Here is a 21,785-nt window from a genome sequence, read left to right on the forward strand (position 1 = left end):
CTGTTCTTTGTGCGGGGTGTCAGGTTTCCCCCTCACCCTGGCCCTCTCCCGGAGGGAGAGGGGACTGACCTAAGTGTCTGCCGAGTTACATCGACCTGGAATCTCGCGGGTGAATACAGATCGCAAAAACACCCGAGATCGGCTCCCTTTCCCCTCTCCCCCTTGGGGGAGAGGGCTGGGGTGAGGGGGAAAAAATCTCCAGCCCTACACGCAAGCACGCTCAACGCAATTCACTTCAAGCCTGAACGCTCAACCCGTACTCAGCCGATGCATCCTGCAACCACAACCACCAATAATCCGAAAAGCTGCGACGGATCAGCAGCTCCCAGGTGTCTTCAGCGGTGTGGCGGATCATCAGCTGCGACTTGGCGAACACCGTGCCGACCGCTTTACCGACCGGGAAGTTGTTCGGGTGCACGTCGTAGCTGGTGGATTTCATCAGCACCTGACGCACGTTCGGCCCGCTCAGTTCGAGCACTTGCTGGCCGCCGCTGACGTTGACGATCGCGATGTGCAGATCACCCAGCGCTTCACGCAGTTTCTGCTCGGCGACGAATTCTTCACCGCTCGGCACGATCAACAGCCACTCGTCCGGCCCCATCCATTGCAGGCTGGATTCGCCTTTGACGATCACGCTCAGGGCGCCGGGCAATTCGATGCCCAAGGCCTTGTGCACACCAGCGGCGAAGGCTGCATCGTGGCCATCGCCACGGATGGTCAGGTGGCCGAGGAGTTTCTTTTCACGCAAGGTGACGCCGGCATTCTTGCGACCCTTGCCAACCAGGCTGGCGAGGTCGGCATGGTGCAGCGACGACTCGGCACGGGCACCGGTGGTCGGGCGTTGTTGGTACACGTTGGCTGTGGTCATAAAGCACCTATATCAATTCTGTTGGTTCCGGCCCCTGTGGTGGCTGTTACTCCGCCTTCGCGAGCAAGCTCGCTCCCACACTGGACTGATGCCTGACACAAATCCCATTAACAACCCGAAACCTGTGGGAGCGAGCTTGCTCGCGAAGGCGATATCCGCCACCCCACAGGATTCGAGAGCATCAGATGTTCTGCCGATCACCCTTCGGATCGAAGAACACCGAAGAAACAATCTCCGCCTCGATCACGCTGCCATCGGCCAGCGGTGCAAACACCCGCTCACCCATGCGCTTCAGACCACCCTTGACCACGCCCATGGCAAACGAATAGCCGAGGGAGTTGTGCGCGTAGCTGGAGGTCACGTGGCCGACCATGGTCATCGGGATCGCCTGCTTGGTGTTGAACACCAGTTGCGCACCTTCCGGCAGCCAGACGTTGGGATCAATCGGCTTCAGGCCCACCAGTTGTTTGCGCTGATCACGCACGCAGTCTTCACGGTTCATCCCACGCTGGCCGATCCACGAGAACGGTTTGGTGCGACCCACACACCAGCCCATGTTCAGGTCGTCCGGGGTCATCGAGCCGTCAGTGTCCTGACCGACGATGATGAAACCCTTCTCCGCCCGCAGCACGTGCATGGTTTCAGTGCCATACGGGGTCAGGTTGTACTGCTTGCCGGCCTCGACGATTTTCTCCAGCACGCCCATCGCGTAGTCGGCCTGGACGTTGACTTCGTACGACAGCTCACCGGTGAACGAGATACGGAACACCCGCGCCGGCACGCCGCCGACCAGACCTTCTTTCCAGGTCATGAACGGGAACGCTTCGTTGCTCAGATCAATGTCGGTCACGGCGCTGAGCAGCTTGCGGCTGTTCGGTCCGGACAGGGTCATGGTCGCCCAGTGGTCGGTGACGGAGGTGAAGTAGACCTTCATGTCCGGCCATTCGGTCTGGTGGTACAGCTCCAGCCATTGCAGTACGCGCGCCGCGCCGCCGGTGGTGGTGGTCATGACGAAATGGTTGTCCGCCAGGCACGCCGTTACACCGTCATCGAAGACCATGCCGTCTTCTTTGCACATCAGGCCATAACGGGCCTTGCCCACGTCGAGTTTGGTCCAGGCGTTGGTGTACACGCGGTTGAGGAACTCGCGGGCATCCGGGCCCTGGATGTCGATCTTGCCCAGGGTCGAGGCGTCGAGCAGGCCGACGCTGTCGCGTACGGCTTTGCATTCGCGCTTCACAGCGGCGTGCAGGTCTTCACCGTTTTTCGGGAAATACCATGGACGCTTCCACTGACCAACGTCTTCAAATTCGGCACCGTTCTTCACATGCCAGGCATGCAGCGCGGTATAGCGCACCGGTTCGAAGATGTGCCCACAGTGACGACCGGCCACGGCGCCGAAGGTGACCGGCGTGTAGTTCGGACGGAACATCGTGGTGCCCATCTGCGGGATGGTCACGTTCAGCGAACGGGCGGCAATCGCCAGGCCGTTGACGTTGCCAAGCTTGCCCTGATCGGTGCCGAAGCCCAGCGCGGTATAACGTTTGACGTGTTCGACCGACTCGAAACCTTCGCGGGTCGCCAGTTCGATGGCGGCGGCGGTGACGTCGTTCTGCAGGTCGACGAATTGCTTCGGCGCGCGCGCGGTGCCCTTCTCGTGCGGCACCTGGAACAGCGCCAGGGTCGGTTCTTCAACACGGCTCAGGGCTTTGGGCAGCACGCCTTCGACAGTCTGGAACCCGGCTTCGGCCGCAGCGCGCACGCCACCTTCGAAGCCGTCGGCCAGCGAATCGCCGAGGCCATACACGCCGTTGATGCCGCCGACGCACACACGCTTCTGCGGTGCTTCGCCCGGTACGAAACCGAGGATGTCTTCACGCCAGATCGGCTTGCCACCGAGGTGCGAAGCCAAGTGCACAACCGGGCTGTAACCGCCGGAACTGGCGATCACGTCGCAGTCGAGCCATTCGCCCGGGCTGGTCACGGTGTGCGCTTTAACGTCGATCGCCGCCACGCGGGCAGCGGTCACGCGCTTGCTGCCACGGGCCTCGATCACGGCGCTGCCGGTGAGGATGCGGATGCCTTTGGCACGGGCTTCTTCCACCAGCGCACCACGCGGGTTGCTGCGCGCATCGGCGATGGCCACCACTTGCAGGCTGGCGTCGAGCCAGTCCAGAGCGACGCGGTAAGCGTGATCATTGTTGGTGGTCAGCACCAGCTTCTTGCCCGGTGCCACGCCGTAACGGCGCACGTAAGTCGAGACCGCGCCGGCGAGCATGTTGCCCGGCACGTCGTTGTTGCCGTAGACCAGTGGCCGCTCGTGAGCGCCGGTCGCCAGCACCACACGTTTGGCGCGAACGCGGTGGATGCGCTGACGCACCTGACCGATCGGCGCACGGTCACCGAGGTGGTCGGTGAGGCGTTCGTGAATGGTCAGGAAGTTGTGGTCGTGGTAGCCGTTGACCGTGGCGCGCGGCAACAGCAGCACGTCGGGGGTGTTCTTCAATTCAGCGATAACACTGGCCACCCACTCGATCGCCGGTTTGCCGTCGAGGCTCTCGCGGGAATCGAGCAGGCTGCCGCCGAACTCTTCCTGCTCATCGGCGAGAATCACCCGGGCACCGCTGCGTGCGGCGGCCAGGGCCGCGGCGAGACCGGCAGGGCCGGCGCCGACAATCAGCACGTCGCAGTGCTGGTTCATGTAGTCGTAGGTGTCCGGATCAACTTCAGTCGGCGAACGGCCCAGGCCGGCGGCCTTGCGAATGTACTTCTCGTAAGTCATCCAGAACGATTGCGGGTACATGAAGGTTTTGTAGTAGAAACCCGGCGGCATCAGCTTGCCGCCGACCTTGCCGAGAATCCCCATCATGTCGTTGTTGACGCTCGGCCAGCCGTTGGTGCTGGTGGCGACCAGGCCTTGGTACAACGCCTGTTGCGTGGCGCGCACGTTGGGAATTTGCGTGGCTTCGGTGGCACCGATCTGCAGCACGGCGTTCGGCTCTTCGGCACCGGCGGCGAAGATCCCGCGTGGCCGTGAATACTTGAAGCTGCGACCGATGATGTCGACGCCATTGGCGATCAGCGCCGAGGCCAGCGAGTCGCCCTCGAAGCCTTTATAAGTCTGGCCGTTGAAGGTGAAGCTCAGCACTTTGTTGCGGTCGATCCGTCCACCGTTGGACAGGCGATTGGTCTGGCTCATACCTTCTCTCCCAGCGCCGTCGTGGCTGTTTTCGCCGAATCAGCCTTGTCGGTGAATTGCGGCTTGGTGCCGATCTTGTAGGTTTCGAGAATCTCGTAGGTCACGGTGTCGCGGGTGACGTTGAAGTACTGGCGGCAACCGGCGACGTGATCCCACAGTTCGTGGTGCAGACCACGCGGGTTATCGCGGAAGAACATGTAGTCGCCCCACTCTTCATCAGTGCAGGCGGCAGGATCCAGTGGGCGCGGAATGTGCGCCTGGCCGGATGCGTGGAATTCCTCTTCGGAGCGCAGTTCGCCGCAGTGAGGACAGAAGATATGCAACATGGGGATTTCTCCTGTTAGTGGGCGACGGCAGCAGCGCCGTGTTCGTCGATAAGAGCGCCGTTGTGGAAACGGTCGATGGAAAACGGGGCGGCCAACGGGTGCATTTCACCCTTGGCCAGACTGGCGGCAAACACGTTGCCCGAGCCAGGTGTGGCCTTGAAGCCGCCGGTGCCCCAACCGCAGTTGAAGAACATGTTCGGCACCGGGGTTTTCGAAATGATCGGGCAAGCGTCCGGCGTGGTGTCGACGATGCCGCCCCACTGGCGGTTCATGCGCACCCGCGACAGCACCGGGAACATCTCGACGATGGCCTGGATGGTGTGCTCGATCACCGGGTACGAACCGCGCTGGCCGTAGCCGTTGTAGCCGTCGATACCGGCGCCGATCACCAGGTCGCCCTTGTCGGACTGGCTGATGTAACCGTGTACGGCGTTGGACATGATCACGCTGTCGATAATCGGTTTGATCGGCTCGGACACCAGCGCTTGCAGCGGGTGGGACTCGATCGGCAGACGGAAACCGGCGAGCTTGGCCATGTGCCCGGAGTTACCGGCAGTCACCACACCGACGCGCTTGGCGCCGATGAAACCCTTGTTGGTTTCAACGCCGATGCACACGCCGTTTTCCTTGCGGAAACCGATCACTTCGGTCTGCTGGATCAAGTCCACGCCCAAGGCGTCGGCGGCACGGGCAAAGCCCCAGGCCACGGCATCGTGACGAGCGACGCCACCACGACGCTGAACGGTCGCGCCCATCACCGGGTAGCGGGTGTTTTTCGAGCAGTCGAGGTACGGGATCTCGTCAGCGACTTGCTTGGCATTGAGCAACTCGCCGTCGACGCCGTTGAGGCGGTTGGCGCTGACCCGACGCTCGGAATCACGGATGTCCTGCAGGGTGTGGCACAGGTTGTAGACGCCGCGCTGGGAGAACATCACGTTGTAGTTCAGGTCCTGCGACAGGCCTTCCCACAATTTCATCGCGTGTTCGTAGAGGTGCGCCGACTCGTCCCACAGGTAGTTGGAGCGAACGATAGTGGTGTTGCGCGCGGTGTTCCCGCCGCCCAGCCAGCCCTTCTCGACCACGGCCACGTTGGTGATGCCGTGCTCTTTCGCCAAGTAATAGGCAGTCGCCAGACCGTGCCCGCCGCCACCGACGATGACCACGTCGTAGACTTTCTTCGGCGTCGGCGTGCGCCACATGCGCTGCCAGTTTTCGTGGTGGCTGAGGGAGTGTTTGAAGAGGCCGAAGCCCGAATAGCGTTGCATAGTCATTTACTCCAAACCGCTCAGCGATAAACCGGGTAGTCGGCGCACAGTGCCGCGACGTTCTTGGCCACATTCGCTTCAACGTCGGCGTCACCGAGGTTGTCGAGGATGTCGCAGATCCAGCCGGCCAGCACTTCGCACTGGGCGACCTTGAAGCCACGCGTGGTGACCGCCGGGGTGCCGATGCGCAGGCCCGAGGTCACGAACGGCGATTGCGGGTCGTTCGGCACCGCGTTCTTGTTGACGGTGATGTGGGCGCGGCCGAGGGCGGCGTCCGCATCTTTGCCGGTCAGGCCCTGGCGGATCAGGCTGACCAGGAACAGGTGGTTATCAGTGCCGCCGGACACTACATCGTAGCCACGTTTGATAAACACGCTGGCCATCGCTTTGGCGTTGTCGATCACTTGCTGTTGATAGGCCTTGAAGCCTGGCTCCAGTGCTTCCTTGAAGCACACCGCTTTACCGGCGATCACGTGCATCAGCGGGCCGCCCTGGGCGCCTGGGAATACCGCAGCGTTGAGCTTCTTCTCGATTTCTTCGTTGGACTTGGCCAGGATCAGCCCGCCACGCGGACCGCGCAGGGTTTTGTGCGTGGTGGTGGTGACCACGTCGGCGTACGGCAGCGGGTTCGGGTACAGACCGGCGGCGACCAGACCGGCGACGTGGGCCATGTCGACGAACAGCAGCGCGCCGACCTTGTCAGCAATCTGCCGGAAGCGCGGGAAGTCGAGGGTCTTGGAGTACGCGGAGAACCCGGCGACGATCATCTTCGGCTTGCACTCGATGGCCAGACGCTCGACTTCGTCGTAATCAATCAGCCCGGTGTCGGTGTTGATGCCGTACTGCACAGCGTTGTAGAGCTTGCCCGAGGACGACACTTTGGCGCCGTGGGTCAGGTGACCGCCGTGGGCCAGGCTCATGCCGAGGATGGTGTCGCCCGGCTGGATCAGCGCCAGGTACACGGCGCTGTTGGCCGACGAACCGGAGTGCGGCTGGACGTTGGCGTAATCGGCGCCGAACACTTGCTTGGCGCGCTCGATGGCCAGCGCTTCGACCTTATCCACATGCTCGCAGCCGCCGTAGTAGCGCTTGCCCGGATAGCCTTCGGCGTACTTGTTGGTGAGACCGCTGCCCTGGGCTTGCATGACACGTTTGCTGGTGTAGTTCTCTGACGCGATCAGCTCGATGTGATCTTCCTGACGTTGCTCCTCGGCATTCATCGCCGCCAGCAGTGCATCGTCGTAACCCTGGATCTGGTCTTGCTTGCTGAACATCGCGTCTCTCCCAGCGGCATCTGTGCGCCATTCGTCTCGGTAAGGCACCGGCAATCACGGCAGTGCCCTTTGATGCCGATGGTATGACCGGCGCAGACAGCTCAAATGCCTACGGACGCCACGCAAAGGTGCGTTTACGACATGGCTCGAAATGCCCTGACAAACACAATCCTCAATATGACGAAGAACCCTGTGGGAGCGAGCTTGCTCGCGAAAGCGGTGTGTCAGCCAGCACTGATGCTGACTGACACGGCCTCTTCGCGAGCAAGCTCGCTCCCACAGAGTTATGTAAAGAGTTGGCGGACGGCGAGCAGCAGGAGGAAATGCGCGGGATAGAGCGCGTACGCCCAGCGGCGCATGGGCAACGGATGGATAGAACTGGAGTGTCGCAACAAGAACATTCCGAGCAATGGCGCCATCAGACACGCCGCGATGCCGAGGACTGCAACGACATTACCGAACTCCGCCGCCTCATACAGCACCTGCCACTGATTGCCCGCCAGACACACCAGCCCCGGCAGCAGGCTGAAATACCAGGGGCGACGGAACACCAGCAGCAGCGCCAGCGGCAATAACACGCCGAATACACCGAACATCAGCCACGGCGAAAACAGCGCGGCCAGCAACAAGGCTCCGATGCCCAACAGTCGCGACATCAGTGATTGATCCTGCCAGCCCCGCGCCACCAGCAACCCCAGCGCGAGAGTGGGCATCACGTTCAAGGTGTCGGGATCTGGAATGTACAGACGGTAGGGAATTTCACTCACTGCGCTGAACAGCAACAACCAGCCCAGATAGCGCCATTCGGTCTTCTGCGCACTGGCGCGGGCAAGATTCGCCGCCATCGCCAGGCAGAACCACGGAAACGCCATCCGCCCCGGCACATACAGCCAATCGGCGCTGATCCCGACATATCGCAGGTGATCGAGCAGCATGCTCAGCAGCGCCAGCCACTTGAGTAAATCCAGCGCGCCGTCGCGTTTAGTCACGTGCATAATCGGGCCACAAACTGGTAATTTTCTGACAGCGACATCCCGTGTGCTCCCCGGAAGATCTTCGGTAAAGTGCGCATCATCATTGACCACGAGCCTTCACAAGAGTCTCGACCACGGAAGCCGGCCATGACCGACAAGAGCCAACAATTCGCCAGCGACAACTATTCCGGTATCTGCCCTGAAGCCTGGGCTGCCATGGAACAGGCCAACCACGGCCACCAGCGCGCTTATGGCGACGATGAATGGACCGCACGCGCGGCCGACCATTTCCGCAACCTGTTCGAAACCGACTGCGAAGTGTTCTTCGCCTTCAACGGCACCGCCGCCAACTCGCTGGCGCTGTCGTCGCTGTGCCAGAGTTACCACAGCGTGATCTGCTCGGAAACCGCCCACGTCGAAACCGACGAGTGCGGCGCCCCGGAATTTTTCTCCAACGGCTCGAAACTGCTGATCGCCGGCACTGAAAACGGCAAGATCACCCCGCAGTCGATTCGTGAAGTCGCGCTCAAGCGTCAGGACATCCACTACCCGAAACCGCGCGTCGTGACCCTGACCCAGGCCACCGAAGTCGGCAGCGTCTATACCCCGGAAGAAGTCCGCGCCATCAGCGCCACCTGCAAGGAACTGGGCCTGCACCTGCACATGGACGGCGCGCGTTTCTCCAACGCCTGCGCGTTCCTCGGCTGCTCGCCGGCCGACCTGACCTGGAAGGCCGGCGTCGACGTGCTGTGCTTCGGCGGCACCAAGAACGGCATGGCGGTGGGTGAAGCGATCCTGTTCTTCAACCACAAACTGGCCGAAGACTTCGATTACCGCTGCAAACAGGCCGGGCAACTGGCGTCGAAAATGCGCTTCCTCTCGGCACCGTGGGTCGGCATCCTCGAAAACGACGCCTGGCTCAAATATGCCCGCCACGCCAACCATTGCGCGCAATTGCTGGCCGAACTGGTCAGCGACATCCCGGGCGTGGAACTGATGTTCCCGGTCCAGGCCAACGGCGTGTTCCTGCAACTCTCGGAACCGGCCATCGCCGCGCTAACCGCGAAGAATTGGCGTTTCTACACCTTCATCGGCAAGGGCGGCGCGCGCTTCATGTGCTCATGGGACACCGAAGAAGAACGCGTACGCGAACTGGCCCGCGACATCCGCGAAGTCATGTCCGCCTGATTTTTTTGAGCAAATGAACTCCCTGTGAGGGACTCCCTGTCATGAGGGGATCCCCCTGTGGCAAGGGGATTTATCCCCTTGCCACAACCGCCACTCCCCCAAGCATCCTCAATCCTCCTTCCTCGTGCCCAGAAAGACTTGGTCTACAGTGTCTGTCGAGCCTCCGCTCACCTAACAATAAGCAGGAGCATCGGCATGTCGTTACAAGGCAAAACCCTGTTCATCACCGGCGCCAGCCGTGGCATCGGGCGTGAGATTGCGCTGCGCGCCGCGAAGGACGGGGCCAATATCGTCATCGCCGCTAAAAGCGCCGAACCCCACGCCAAGCTGCCCGGCACCATCCACAGCGTCGCCGCCGAAGTCGAAGCCGCCGGCGGCAAGGCCCTGGCGCTGCAAGTGGATGTGCGTGATGACGACGCCGTGCGTCAGGCACTGGCCCAGGCCAACGAGCATTTCGGCGGCATTGATGCGCTGGTGAACAACGCCGGGGCGATCAAGCTGACTGGCGTGCAACACATCGAACTCAAGCGCTTCGACCTGATGCACCAGATCAACACCCGCGCCGTGTTGCTGTGCAGCCAGGCGGCCCTGCCCTATCTGAAAAAATCGGCCGGGCACATCCTCAACCTGTCACCGCCGCTGAACCTGGCGAGCAAATGGTTTGCGCAGTTCAGCCCCTACACCGTGACCAAGTACGGCATGAGCATGCTGACCGTAGGCATGAGCGAGGAATTCGCCAGTTACGGGATCAGCGTCAATTCGCTGTGGCCGCAGACGATGATTGCCACAGCGGCGATCGAGTTTCAGCTGGGCAATCGCGAGTCGTTCAAACAGGCGCGCACGCCTGCGATCATGGCGGATGCGGCGCATGTGATTCTGAGCAGCAGCGGGCGGCAGATCACTGGGCGATTGTTGGTTGATGAAGAGATTTTGCGTGAGAGCGGTGTGGCTGAGTTCGATCAATATCGCTTTGATCGAGAAAGCGCCGCGGCACTGATGCCGGATTTGTTTATCGACTGAAAAGCCCCTCACCCTAGCCCTCTCCCAAAGGGAGAGGGGACTGATTTGATCTGGTCAAACGATCCTGGACACAGTTATAGGGTTTTATCCCTTTTCATGCCGCCAGGGTTTCCATGTCTACCGGAGTTCGATAGCCGTTGTGACTGTGTAGCCTGATCCGATTGTAATAGTGGGTCAGGTAGCGCAGCACATCGCTACTGGCTTCATCTTCGTTTCGATAACCGACCTTGGGTATCCATTCAGATTTCAAACTGCCAAAGAAACGTTCCATCGGGGCGTTATCCCAGCAGTTTCCTCGTCGACTCATGCTTTGTTTTATTCGCATCTCCGACAGCGTTTCTCGGAACATTTTGCTGCTGTAATGACAACCCTGATCCGAATGGAACATCAAGTTTTCAGGGCGTCCTCGCGACTCGAAAGCCATCCTCAACGCTTTACAGGTCAGAGCCGAATCGGGACTTCTGGATATCGCCCAACCGACGATGCGTCGGGCATGCAGGTCTAGTACCGCAGCCAGATAAACCCAGTAAGTACCGGCCCAAATGTAAGTCACATCGCCACACCACACTTGATTGGGCGCCTCAACGTTGAATTTACGCTCCAAATGATTGGGGGCGTATTGAGCCTCTGCGCCGCTAGGTTTGTAACGATGTCTGCGTCGTTGCTGGCTCTTCAATCCGATCTCGAGCATCAGGCTACGAGCCATGTAACGACCTACCGACTCCTTTTCGTTACACAACGCCTTTGACAGGCTGCGCGCGCCCATTGAACCGCGACTTTGCTTATGTAATTCAGCAGCCTTGATCTTGAGGCGCTCGCGCTCGGCATCCACTTTTGTCCGCTGTTTCAGACGCTCGTAATAACTGCTGCGGTTGATACCAAACACGCCACACAACTCGGATCTTGGATATTGCTCGCTTAACTCCTCGACCAGCCTTACTGATCGAGGGAATCCGACATCAAGAGAACCGTAGCCTTTTTTAAGATTTCCTTCTCTCGCTCAATCCGTCGGATTTTTGCTTCCAGTTCTTGGATGCGTTGTTGGTCAGGAGTCATGGCCTTGGACTTCTCAGGCGTCTTACCGTTGCGCTCAGCTCGCAACTGCTCAACCCAGCGACGCAGTGCTGTAGGTCCGACGCCCATTGCTTCGCAGGCTTCACTCACCGAATAGTCTTTATCCAAAACCAGGCAAGCTGCATCCCGTTTGAAATCTGTCGAAAAATATCGTCTAGTCAAATGCCACCTCTTCGCTGGGCGTAGATTACCGCCCTTTAAGGGTGTCCAGAATCATTAAGCCAGATCAATTGGGGGATATTTGAGAATTACGCCGACGTGAAACTGCTTTACCGAATCCATACTCGATAAGGTCTTTCAGGTCGATGTAGAACGCCAGAGACCTCGGTCGGCCCCCTCTCCCTCTGGGAGAGGGCTGGGTTGAGGGTTACCGATCAGAATTCGATACGCACGTCGCCCTTCGGCACGCTGCAGCACGAAAGAATAAACCCTTCCGCCTCATCGTCCTCGGTGATCCCGCCGTTGTGCTCCATCTCCACCTCGCCGCCCAGTTTCATCACCTTGCACGTGCCGCAAATGCCCATGCCGCAGGCTTTCGGGATCATCAGGCCCAACTTGGCCGCCGCCGCATGCACGGTTTCGCCCGGGGCCACGCGAATGCTTTTGCCGGATGCGGTGAATTCGACCTGATGCAGATCCGCCGCATCTATTTCCGGCGCCTCGGCGGCCTGTTCGGCTTGCTCCACTGCATCGGCGCGGGCTTCCGGTGGCGTGGCGCCGAAGGACTCCTCGTGATAGCGCGACATGTCGTAGCCGGCGGCTTCGAGCAGGCGCTTGACCGCGGTCATGTACGGCGTCGGGCCGCAGCAGAACACTTCGCGCTCGAGGAAGTCCGGCACCATCAGTTCGAGCATTTTGTGATTGAGGTAGCCGCGATAACCGGCCCACGGTTCACCCAGACCATGCTTCTCGCAGATCAGGTGCAGGCTGAAGTTGTCGATCCGCGACGCCATGTGTTCCAGCTCGCGGTGGTAAATGATGTCTTTCGGCGAGCGGGCGCTGTGAATAAACGTCATGTCGACGTTGGCGTTGGTGTCGTAGAACCAGCGCGCCATCGACATGCACGGGGTGATCCCCACGCCGCCGCTGAGGTAAAGCACTTTCGGGCTCGGGAAGTCGATGGCGTTGAACAGCCCGACCGGCCCGTGCACCGCCAGCTCCTGGCCTTCATGCAACGTGTCGTGCAGCCAGTTGGAGACCTTGCCGCCCGGCACGCGCTTGATGGTCACCGAGAAGCTGTACGGCACCGACGGCGAACTGGAAATGGTGTACGAACGCATGATCGGCTGACCGTCGATTTCCAGCTCCAGGGTCACGAACTGCCCGGGCTTGAAGAAGAACAGGATCGGCTGGTCGGCCATGAAACAGAAGGTGCGCACGTCCCAGGTTTCCTGGATGACTTTGACGCAACGGACGATGTGTCGGCCATTGGCCCAGGTCTGGGTGGTGACCGGATTCAGGAAGCTGTTGGACATGCTGTTCTCCACGGCCGACTGTCGGCCTTCATGTGGCGATTCTGCGTATAGCGCGGACCGCCCGTTTACCTATCCGCGACATCGGCATACTTATCGCGACCAGCCCCCAACCGCCGGGGGTTGCGCGTCGGGAACAGATTGCACCATGTCGCCCATGGATAAGGTTCCGGGCAGCGCCGGCCCCACACTCGCCTCACACCAAGACGAATCCTTTACACCTTGCGTAGCACCCCTGATCAGCCACTTTTCATCGGCCACACAGAATGGCCTCGAGGATCACATTGATGGACGTCACCGCAAAAATCAGCCTGGGCGATCCGCTGGAACCCGCACGCAAGGCCACCGCACAAATGCTCCAGGAGCGCGAGCGCACCTTTTCGCTGCCACAGCCGTTTTACAGCGACGAGCGCCTGTTCGATATCGACATGCAGGAGATCTTTCAGAAGGAATGGCTGATCGCCGGCATGACCTGCGAGATCCCGGCCAAGGGCAACTACCTGACCCTGCAGGTCGGCAAGAACCCGATCATCGTCATTCGTGGCGGCGACGGCGTGGTGCATGCCTTCCATAACGTCTGCCGCCACCGTGGCTCGCGCCTGTGCACCAGCGAAAAAGGCAAGGTCGCCAAACTGGTCTGCCACTACCACCAGTGGACGTATGAACTGGACGGTCGACTGCTGTTTGCCGGTACCGAAATGGGCGCCGATTTCGACATGAAGCAGTACGGCCTCAAACCGGTGAACGTGAAGACCGCCGGCGGCTACATCTTCATCAGCCTGGCGGACAATCCACCGGCCATTGATGACTTCCTGTCGACGCTGAACCACTACATGGAACCGTACGACATGGAGAACACCAAGGTGGCGATCACCACCACCTTGATGGAAAAGGCCAACTGGAAACTGGTGCTGGAAAACAACCGCGAGTGCTACCACTGCAACGCGTCGCACCCGGAACTGCTGAAAACCCTGCTGGAATGGGACGACGTCACCGACCCGCGCGCCGATCAGGCGTTCAAGGATCACGTCGCCGCCTCCGCCGCTGCCTGGGAAGCCGAGAAGATTCCTTACGCCCACGCCAGTTTCGGCCTGCGCAACCGTATCGTGCGCATGCCGCTGCTCAAGGGCACCGTGTCGATGACCATGGACGGCAAACAGGGCTGCGCGAAACTGATGGGCCGGATCAAGAACCCCGACCTCGGCTCGATGCGCATTCTGCACCTGCCGCACTCGTGGAACCACTGCATGGGCGACCACATCATCGTCTTCACCGTGTGGCCGATCAGCGCCCAGGAAACCATGGTCACCACCAAATGGCTGGTGCACAAGGATGCGGTCGAGGGCGTGGATTACGACGTAGAGCGCATGCGCCAGGTGTGGGACGCGACCAACGATCAGGATCGTCGTCTGGCCGAAGAGAACCAGCGCGGGATCAACTCCACCGCTTACCAGCCTGGGCCTTATTCCAAGACCTATGAGTTTGGCGTGGTCAACTTCGTCGACTGGTACAGCGAGCGGATGCTGAGCAACCTCGGCGCCGAGCCGGCGCCGTACCTCAAAGGCGTTCCCGTCCAGGGCTAAAAGCAAAAGCTTCGCGAGCAAGCTCGCTCCCACAGGGACTGGCGGTGTACACAAATTCTGTTAACACCGCAGACCACTGTGGGAGCGAGCTTGCTCGCGAAGAGGCCGGCCCAGTCACCGCCTTATTTGGATGACCACCTCACCGATCCATCCTCGCCAATAAACTCCTCAAAAATATCCTCGCCCACCAACCTGATTTTCGCGTAGCCATTCAGCACCCGCAGCGGATACGCCGGATCGTTGGCATCCTGCGTCTCCGACCACAACACCCGCGAATGTCCGTTCAGCTCGCTGGCATTGCCACAGGGAATCGCCCCGTGCCCGGCACAGCGCGCATGCAAACCGCCCTGCTGCGCATAGACGATGCCGTTATGCAGATGCCCCCAATACCAATAATCCGGCTCCCGCCCCAGCGCATCGCACACTGGTTGATACAGCGCAGTCTTGTTGTGCCCGGAAATATCGAAGCCCTGATGATGGCTGAGCACCATGATTTTCTTGCGTTTCGGCAGGCCTTTCAGCCACTGGATCTGCGGTTCGTTGAGGGTGCCGTCCATGTACAGGTTCATCGCATCCGAGGCATACGCCGAATCCAGCCCGACCACCAGCCAGTCGTCATTGATCAAGGCGAAGTAACTGGTGCCCTGCTGCCCCGGAAAACGCTTGGCCAGTTCCTTGAAGTAGCCGTGGGCGCCGCTGTACATCTCGTGGTTGGAGTTGAGGGTGAACGAGCCATGGCTGCCCATCGGCCAACCGGCCATGTCGACGTCCTCCTGGGAGTGACTGCCGGCGTAGTAAACGTCGCCCAGATGGATGGTGAAATCCGCCTGCGCCAGCTGCATCTGGTTGGCCACCGACACCGCCGGTGCGTGGCTGTCGAAGGGACCGGTGCCCCAATCGCCGGCGATGGCCAGGGTCACGTCGCGCTCCATTTGCACCACCGCCGGGTCGGTGCCGAAGGTTGCGTGATGGCGCAGGTTTTCGATCCATTTGAGCAGCGCCTCGCTCCACAGCAGATCCAGCAGTTCCCACTTGCGACACCCAAGCAGGCTGCCGTCCTTGAGCACCCGGGTTTGCAGTTGATCACTCGACTGCGGCAAGGGCGCAGCACCGCCGATGCGCAGGATCGACAAGCCGTGGGACAGCTCCCAGGGTACGCTCGGTTCGTCGTCCGGCAACTCGCCGTTTTTCAGCACGTACTGTGCCTGATCGTGCCCGCGCTGCAGCAGCTTGATGATGGCCTGAAACTCGTGCGGCTCCAGTTCGCTGACGAGCTTCATCCAGGCCATTTCCATGCGCGTGAACAAGCCGTGAATGCGCACTTTGACCTTGTCGTATTCGTGTTTCAGATGACCGACCGCTGACATGGCGTAATCCTCTATCCGTAAGGGCTCACAGGGTTTTCATGAATTCGATCAACGCACGCTTGTCGGCGTCCGACAGCTGCGTCCCGTACAGGTGACCGCTGTTGTGGTTGCCCTCCAGCCGGGTGTCGTATTTGAAGTCCGCCGAGGCTTTGGCCTGGGCGCCGCTGGTGACGAAACCGACGTTGGCCGGGTCGTAGACGTCGGAGCCGGTGTAGAACACCACCGGGCGTTTTTCCGGCGGTTGCAGCAGGTCCCACAGGGTTGGCACCGACCCGTTATGCAGGTACGGCGCGCGCAGCCAGATGCCGTCAGTCGGCGTGTTGCTGTAGCTCTGGGTCTTGCGATACGCACCGAAGTCGAACGGCGGTTTCTTGAAGGTGTGGAATGCCGTCACCAGACCGGTGGTGAACGAGTCGAGCCGATGCGGATCGGTGCCGAGTTGGTCGATGTTGGTGGTGACCTGCCCGGTGTCGGCGCGGCCGAAATCATGACAACCGGCGCAATTGGCCTCCCAGACCGGTTTGCCCTGGGCGACTTTCGCCTGATCCAGTGCCCACGGCCACGCTGGCGCCTTGTGCCCGAGCAGCCAGTTGGTCACCCGGTTGAAGCTCGGCGGCAGCACTGATTCCGGCGTCGCGCCCACGGCCATCGCGGCGGCGTAGTTGCGTTCGTGAATCTTGTTGTTATTGCCGTCCCAGTGCAGGTACATCGATTCCCGTGGTTTCTGGTTCCACACTTGCGGCAGGTCGACGGTGCCGATGGTCGAGTCATCCGGGAAGCCGAACACCACCATTTTCGTCGGGTTGAAGGTGTCGGTGCGGCCCGGGCCCTGTTGCGGGCGCAGCTTCTGCCAGGCGTAGGCCTGCTTCTGCTTGAGCAAGGCGCTTTTCGCCATCGGGATGATCAGGTAGCGGTTGTAGAGCTTCTCGAAAAAGCCCAGCTGGAACTTGCCGTTGATCGCCGCCATCACCGCGTCGGTGGTGAATTTCGGATCGCTGGCGCAATCGTAGGCGTACCACTGGAACGCTTGCAGTTGCAGGGTATTGGCCGGCGCGCTCGGCACGTTGACCGCGACGTCGCTGGCATTGGCCCGGTACGAGCCGGTGTGGCACAGCGCGCAGTTCGGCTCGACGGTCGGGTAGCCGACCTGCCGCTTGGCCATGCCGATCGGCAGATCCTTGCCGTTCTCATAGAGAAAACCGAAGACTTCCCAGCCGCCGGGTTTGGGCATTTTTTCCGGGCACATCTGCGGCAGCACGGCGAACAGGTAATACGGGATCCGTGCTTCGATGCCCAGGCCGATGGCAGCGTATTTGTAGTGATCTTCGTCGGAAGCGTATTCCTGCTCCGGCACCACCCGCAGCATCTGGTACCAGGTTTCGTAACCGATGAAACCCAGGACGGCCAGCACAACCAAAGTGCCGACCTTGAAGCCGTGGCTTTGCCATTGCCGCGCCCAGGCCGCGCGCCACTCACGCCAGCCATCGCAGAGCAATGCCCATGGCCGGTTCGCGGGCGTGGTGCCGAGGTACAACAGAATGCCGAGGATCAGAAAGAAGCTCAGATCGCCCATCAACATCGGCACGAACACCGAGCCCTGGCTGCTGGTGTTGATCAGATAGATCCAGAACACCACCGCGATCAGTCGCGTCAGTACGCACAGCCAGGAATGCACCACGTAGCGCGGCGCGTTGAAGCCCGACGGCATGTAAAACACGCTGATGCCCACCAGCAGCATCCCGGCATTTTCCAGCCACGGGTCGGAGAGTTGCGGCGGCAGACCGACCACCGATGTCAGCAACCCCGGCGCGAACAGCGCGGGGATCGCGAACACCATGTTCATCGCAATGCCGATCCAGATGAAGCGTTGAAACCAGCGGATGTAGCTTTCCATATCATCCATTTCCTTTTACATAACTGGATCGAACCCATTCCTGTGGCGAGGGGATTTATCCCCGATCGGCTGCGAAGCAGTCGCAAACTATCGCCTGCAGTTTGTCAGAAACACCGCGCGGCCTGACTTGGGGCCGCTGCGCGACCCATCGGGGATGAATCCCCTCGCCACAAAGGACTTTCTCTGCACAAAAGATCAATCACAGGTGTCAGCCGAGGGCGGTTTTCTCCAGGTGTTCAAGGATGATCGGATAGACATCGACCACCGCGTTCTTGCCGAACATGCAGTCGATATGGCCATAGCCCGGCACCACATGCCGGCTGTAACGCTCCGGCCCATGGACTTCGCAGACGCGCTGGTAGGTTTTCAGGGTGCTTTCCGGCAGGTAGCACTGGTTGTCGGCGCCACTGATGAAGCAGATCGGCATCGTCAGCCGGTCGAAGTGCGGCATGTACACATCGTTGCCTTTGAAATCCACCAGGTGCCCTTTGCGCACGATCAGCGCCAGGTGCTCGAAGGTCTCGATATTCGACTCTCCGAACAGCTCGTGCAGGTTGTCGTGCAGGGTTTCGTTGAGGGTGTCGTGGCGATACAGCGAGGCGTACATGAAGGTGATGCGGTGGCATACCGGGTTGGTGCAATAACCCTGTGCCTCGATCCGCGCATAGCCATTGAGGGCCTTGTCGTAGAGCCGGTTGAACCAGTTTTCCTTGCTGTCGGCGTAGGCCGTCATCGACTTGATGCCGATTGCATCGAGCATCCCCGGCAGGTGCAGCCCGGCCTTCAGTCCGGTGGCGGTGGCGACCACGGTGTCAGCGGCAATCTGCGAGCAGACCACCGAACGCACGCCTTGCAGCCCCGCCAGCAGTGACATGAAGAAAGTCGTCGCGCCGTAGCAATGCACCACGCACTGCACGTCTTTGGCCTGGGTCTGCCGCTGAATCTGCGCGATGGCAGCCTTGAAGTCGTACTGGGCGATCTGGTCGCCGTTCCATTCCTTCTTGCTCGCCGGCAACAGAATGCTCACGCGAAAATCCAGCAGCCAGACGTCGTAGTCGTGCTTGCACAGGAACTCCAGCAGGTTGGTCTGGATGGTGTCGGTGGAAAAGATATTCGACCCCACACCCAGGCCGTGCACCAGCATGACCGGGCCCTTGCTGCCGGCCTGATAGCGGGTCAGGCGCAGCTCGACGCCGTCCTCGGTGGGGAAGAAATGCACCGCCGGGGTCGGCGCATCCAGCGGCCGTTTCAAGCGTGGCGGCGCGTCGGGGTTGAAGTAGATATCGCCAGCGAAGACCCCACCGTAACTCTCCCAGAGAATTCCGGCGAAGAACTTGCCGAAGCGCGCCAGGCCTTCGATACGCTCACGCTCGTTGCGCGCGTTGAGCACTTTCATGGTGGTCATCTGCTTGGCGAAATCGGTCGGATGAATGTGCATAACCCCGGAGCCGATCACCTCGCCCGACTTGTCCGGCCCGCGATACAGCGTCACGTACAAGGTGCTGGTGTCGTGCCAGATGTTCAGCACGCCGTTGTCTTCCGGCACGGTCTTGAAGGCGCTGAAGAAATAGTCGCTGCCGTCCTCGGCGCTGAGTTTCATGTCGTATTTCATGTGCCGCGTGTCGACCTGCTGCTCGAATTGCTCGAACAGGTTGAACACGCCATTGCTGGCGGTCAGCGGTTGCGGCGATAGCGCCGGGGCGTTGACCGTGCCGACGATGGTCGCGGCGTGTTCCGGCTCCTTGATCATCCGGTTGAGGTCGTTGGCGGTGATGGTCAGGGTGAAGTCGATCGGCGAATTGTCCGCCTCGCCGCGTTTGGCCGCGGCTTCGTAGACCTTCAGATCGGTGCTTTGCGCGGCGGTGAAGGCCCGGGAGAAATAGCCCTTCATGGTTTCGGTGAACTGCACGCCGAGGGTCGGTGGTGCCACCTGTTTGCGCGGTGCCGACGGCAGCGTGTAGTCGATGTGCCAGCCACGGTCGGCGGCGAGCAGGCCCATGTTGCGCTCGCTCACAGCGGAGATGGTCAACAGCGGATTGACCGCCAGCGAGGTCGGGATCACCGCGCCGTCAGTCACGTACAGGCTGGCGTAGACATCAGTGCCGGCCGCGCCGCTGAACACCTGGCCCTTGTGATTGACCACCCCTTGCCCGGCGTCCTCGCCCATCACGCAACCGCCCAGCGGATGCACCGAGACAATGCTGTGCTTGAGCAGCTTGGTCCAGATCGGGTTCTCCACCCAGACCCCGCCCAAGGCCTTGGTGCTCTGGTACAGACGTTCGTTGCCGAGCTTGAAGTTTTCCTGCTCGCCGACGCCCGGCCAGTCGATGCGCAACTGGTCCTTGTTGTCGAGAATCATCCGGCCCTGGCCGCTGTCGTGGCTCATGATCAGGTAGGTCTGCATGTTGTGCAGCGCGCCGTAATACGGGCCGCGCAGGAAGCTTTCGGCTTCGCGCTCCTTGTACCTCACCTTGCCGCTGAAGCTGTCATCGGTGGCCTTGCCGATCATTTCGGCGAACCCGGCCATGGCCGGTACCATCGGCCGGCCGAGTGCGCCGGGGATCGAGCCCTCCTCGATAACCATGCGGCTGCGCCAGTCACCTTCGGTGCGCATGTCGATGACCGAAGTGATGCACGGGCCGACTGGCTGCATTTCCTTGGCCGGATGCGCGCCGAAGCCGATGCCGTTGATGGTCTGCTCGCAGTTGTGGCCGAAGCCGAGGATGTCGCCGTTGCCGCTCATGTTCTCGCCGAGCTGGCCGGACATCACCAGCCCCTTGTCGCGCGAGCGCAGCAGAATCTCGGTGGAGCCGAGGGTGCCGGCAGAGACCACGACGATGTCAGCCTTCACGAACAACGTGGGCGCGTCGAATTTCTCACGCCCGCTGTCGAGATACTGGAAATGCACGATCCAGCCGTCGCCGTCACGCTCCAGATGACGCACCTCGGCCTGACAGAAAATCTCCGCGCCGTGGTTCCAGGCATCCGGCAAATAGTTCATCAGCGTGGTGTTCTTGGCCTTGTTGTTACAGCCCGAGACGCAGTCGCCGCACTGGTTGCACGGCAGCTGTTCGACGCCGACGTGGTTGAGGTTGTTCGGCAGTTTGTCGAAGGTCACGTTGATCGGCGGCTTGTAGAAGTGCGCGCCCTGCTTGAGGTAGTCCGCGGACTTTTTGTTGGCGTCGAGCTTGGGCAGGTTCGGTGCGCTATTCGGGTACGGATTGGGCTTGAGCATTTCCCGGGCACGGGCATAACCGTCCTTGAGCAAGGTATCGCGATGTTCACGTACCGCCTGCGGCCAGCGCGGGTCATCGAACACTCCGGGCTCAGGCTCCAGGGCCACGTTGGCGTTGATCAACGACGTACCGCCGAGACCACAACCGACCACCACGTTCTGCTGGGCATTGACGTGCAAATCAAACAGCCCGGTGCGCGAACCGATATGGCCATCCGGGTCATGCACCTGCAGCTCTTCGGTCGCGGCAATCATGGTATTGGGATATTCGCCGGGCTGGATTTCCCGCCCGCGTTCGAGCAGGCACACCTGCTTGCCGGCCCGGGACAGGCGCGACGCAGCAATGCCGCCGCCATAGCCGGAGCCGATGACGATCACGTCGTAGTGTTCCTTGATTTCGCTGATGGACGTTGCGATGCGTGTCATGAGGGTGTTCCTCTCTCAGGCAGATGGGGCAACTCTGCGGTTGCCTGCAATCAATGGGCGAACGGGCACCTGGTCTCCGAGACGAACCCGGCGACAGCACAGCGGTTGGAGCAGAAGTCGCTACAGACGAGCGTGTTGATTGGCCGCACGACGTAACGTGCGCTTGCGTGGCGAGGGGGGATGGCGGCGTGGGCGGCTATCCATCATGCGTTCTCCCAGAACCTGATGTGGATAAGTAACGGCTGTCCTTGTGCCATTGCAGTGAAGACAGCGCAGGTTTCGAAGTCAAGGCGACGATTTAGAACTGTATGAAATGTGATCAATCGCCGTTTGGACTATGGCCGGCGCGGCTTGCAGGGTTCGACGAACAAGTTATCCACATAGCCACCCACAGCAAATGGGGGTAACTGTGGATGAAGCCGAAAATAACCCGCTGATTTGTGAAGAAAAAGCGTGACTTATGCAGAAGAAGGCTTTGCACCAACGATTGATCAGAATTTGATCAACAGCCTGTAACGCACGTTCTGCAAGGCGTGTAGAGGATGGCGAACACCTTATCCACAGAAGCACCAACAGAGAACGGGGGTAAGTTTTGCGGGTCTGTGGAAAAGCGCTGCAGC

At 60.6% G+C, this 21,785-nt stretch carries 14 protein-coding genes; 3 read left to right on the plus strand and 11 right to left on the minus strand.

The features are described from left to right. Window positions 1-235 precede the first annotated feature (235 nt). The 6 genes from HV782_RS26865 to HV782_RS26890 all read right to left on the minus strand — a co-directional run bounded on the left by HV782_RS26865 (window position 236) and on the right by HV782_RS26890 (window position 7,927). A complete protein-coding gene (locus HV782_RS26865) occupies window positions 236-868 on the minus strand; it encodes a sarcosine oxidase subunit gamma (protein WP_186746493.1) in 633 nt (210 codons plus the stop codon). Between the two features lie 181 nt (window positions 869-1,049). After that, the gene (locus HV782_RS26870) at window positions 1,050-4,067 is read right to left on the minus strand and encodes a sarcosine oxidase subunit alpha (RefSeq protein ID WP_123469378.1); all 3,018 of its coding nucleotides are present in this window, start codon (window positions 4,065-4,067) and stop codon (window positions 1,050-1,052) included. Beyond that, entirely contained in the window at window positions 4,064-4,393 is a 330-nt protein-coding gene (locus HV782_RS26875) for a sarcosine oxidase subunit delta (RefSeq protein WP_008086922.1), read from the minus strand. Before HV782_RS26875 ends, HV782_RS26870 begins: the two co-directional genes overlap by 4 nt. A gap of 14 nt (window positions 4,394-4,407) precedes the next feature. Next, a complete protein-coding gene (locus tag HV782_RS26880; RefSeq protein WP_003206307.1) occupies window positions 4,408-5,658 on the minus strand; it encodes a sarcosine oxidase subunit beta in 1,251 nt (416 codons plus the stop codon). 20 nt (window positions 5,659-5,678) lie between these two features. Next, the gene (glyA, locus tag HV782_RS26885; protein ID WP_186746490.1) at window positions 5,679-6,932 is read right to left on the minus strand and encodes a serine hydroxymethyltransferase; all 1,254 of its coding nucleotides are present in this window, start codon (window positions 6,930-6,932) and stop codon (window positions 5,679-5,681) included. A gap of 284 nt (window positions 6,933-7,216) precedes the next feature. Continuing rightward, window positions 7,217-7,927 (minus strand): TraX family protein, encoded by a 711-nt coding sequence (locus tag HV782_RS26890; protein WP_186746488.1) that lies wholly within the window; start codon window positions 7,925-7,927, stop codon window positions 7,217-7,219. A 126-nt stretch (window positions 7,928-8,053) separates the two neighbouring features. Between HV782_RS26890 and HV782_RS26895 the strand changes: the two genes are divergently transcribed. Both HV782_RS26895 and HV782_RS26900 read left to right on the plus strand, forming a co-directional pair. Beyond that, window positions 8,054-9,094: a threonine aldolase family protein gene (locus HV782_RS26895; RefSeq protein WP_016986284.1), complete on the plus strand. Its 1,041-nt coding sequence runs from the start codon at window positions 8,054-8,056 to the stop codon at window positions 9,092-9,094. A 195-nt stretch (window positions 9,095-9,289) separates the two neighbouring features. Further along, window positions 9,290-10,114: an SDR family oxidoreductase gene (locus HV782_RS26900; protein ID WP_186746486.1), complete on the plus strand. Its 825-nt coding sequence runs from the start codon at window positions 9,290-9,292 to the stop codon at window positions 10,112-10,114. Between the two features lie 94 nt (window positions 10,115-10,208). On the opposite strand, the gene HV782_RS26905 is transcribed toward HV782_RS26900, so the two are convergent. After that, a protein-coding gene (locus tag HV782_RS26905) for an IS3 family transposase (protein ID WP_225931040.1) occupies window positions 10,209-11,350 on the minus strand; the annotation gives its coding sequence in 2 pieces (ribosomal slippage) (window positions 10,209-11,089 and window positions 11,089-11,350; 1,143 coding nt in all). Between the two features lie 212 nt (window positions 11,351-11,562). Continuing rightward, window positions 11,563-12,663 (minus strand): glycine betaine monooxygenase reductase subunit, encoded by a 1,101-nt coding sequence (gbcB, locus tag HV782_RS26910; RefSeq protein ID WP_007962605.1) that lies wholly within the window; start codon window positions 12,661-12,663, stop codon window positions 11,563-11,565. Window positions 12,664-12,947: 284 nt separating this feature from the next. Between gbcB and gbca the strand changes: the two genes are divergently transcribed. Further along, window positions 12,948-14,243 (plus strand): glycine betaine monooxygenase oxygenase subunit, encoded by a 1,296-nt coding sequence (gene gbca, locus HV782_RS26915; protein WP_123469387.1) that lies wholly within the window; start codon window positions 12,948-12,950, stop codon window positions 14,241-14,243. A 122-nt stretch (window positions 14,244-14,365) separates the two neighbouring features. On the opposite strand, the gene HV782_RS26920 is transcribed toward gbca, so the two are convergent. From HV782_RS26920 to HV782_RS26930, 3 genes are all read right to left on the minus strand, one after another. Next, window positions 14,366-15,610 carry a metallophosphoesterase family protein gene (locus tag HV782_RS26920; protein ID WP_186748733.1) on the minus strand — a complete coding sequence of 415 codons (1,245 nt, stop codon included), beginning with the start codon at window positions 15,608-15,610 and terminating at the stop codon, window positions 14,366-14,368. Between the two features lie 25 nt (window positions 15,611-15,635). Next, window positions 15,636-17,504, minus strand: a complete 1,869-nt coding sequence (locus tag HV782_RS26925; protein ID WP_186748734.1) for a c-type cytochrome — start codon at window positions 17,502-17,504, stop codon at window positions 15,636-15,638. A gap of 208 nt (window positions 17,505-17,712) precedes the next feature. Then, on the minus strand, window positions 17,713-21,165 hold the full coding sequence (locus HV782_RS26930) for a GMC family oxidoreductase N-terminal domain-containing protein (protein ID WP_186748735.1): 3,453 nt from the start codon (window positions 21,163-21,165) through the stop codon (window positions 17,713-17,715). Between the last annotated feature and the right edge of the window lie 620 nt (window positions 21,166-21,785).

This window comes from Pseudomonas monsensis, assembly GCF_014268495.2.
In the GTDB taxonomy this organism is placed as follows: domain Bacteria; phylum Pseudomonadota; class Gammaproteobacteria; order Pseudomonadales; family Pseudomonadaceae; genus Aquipseudomonas; species Aquipseudomonas monsensis.

Bases quoted from the DNA above. Each gene is read 5' to 3' on its own strand.
- HV782_RS26865 (WP_186746493.1), bottom strand. From the start codon at position 868: ATGACCACAGCCAACGTGTACCAACAACGCCCGACCACCGGTGCCCGT.
- HV782_RS26870 (WP_123469378.1), bottom strand. From the start codon at position 4,067: ATGAGCCAGACCAATCGCCTGTCCAACGGTGGACGGATCGACCGCAAC.
- HV782_RS26875 (WP_008086922.1), bottom strand. From the start codon at position 4,393: ATGTTGCATATCTTCTGTCCTCACTGCGGCGAACTGCGCTCCGAAGAG.
- HV782_RS26880 (WP_003206307.1), bottom strand. From the start codon at position 5,658: ATGCAACGCTATTCGGGCTTCGGCCTCTTCAAACACTCCCTCAGCCAC.
- glyA (WP_186746490.1), bottom strand. From the start codon at position 6,932: ATGTTCAGCAAGCAAGACCAGATCCAGGGTTACGACGATGCACTGCTG.
- HV782_RS26890 (WP_186746488.1), bottom strand. From the start codon at position 7,927: ATGCACGTGACTAAACGCGACGGCGCGCTGGATTTACTCAAGTGGCTG.
- HV782_RS26895 (WP_016986284.1), top strand. From the start codon at position 8,054: ATGACCGACAAGAGCCAACAATTCGCCAGCGACAACTATTCCGGTATC.
- HV782_RS26900 (WP_186746486.1), top strand. From the start codon at position 9,290: ATGTCGTTACAAGGCAAAACCCTGTTCATCACCGGCGCCAGCCGTGGC.
- gbcB (WP_007962605.1), bottom strand. From the start codon at position 12,663: ATGTCCAACAGCTTCCTGAATCCGGTCACCACCCAGACCTGGGCCAAT.
- gbca (WP_123469387.1), top strand. From the start codon at position 12,948: ATGGACGTCACCGCAAAAATCAGCCTGGGCGATCCGCTGGAACCCGCA.
- HV782_RS26920 (WP_186748733.1), bottom strand. From the start codon at position 15,610: ATGTCAGCGGTCGGTCATCTGAAACACGAATACGACAAGGTCAAAGTG.
- HV782_RS26925 (WP_186748734.1), bottom strand. From the start codon at position 17,504: ATGGAAAGCTACATCCGCTGGTTTCAACGCTTCATCTGGATCGGCATT.
- HV782_RS26930 (WP_186748735.1), bottom strand. From the start codon at position 21,165: ATGACACGCATCGCAACGTCCATCAGCGAAATCAAGGAACACTACGAC.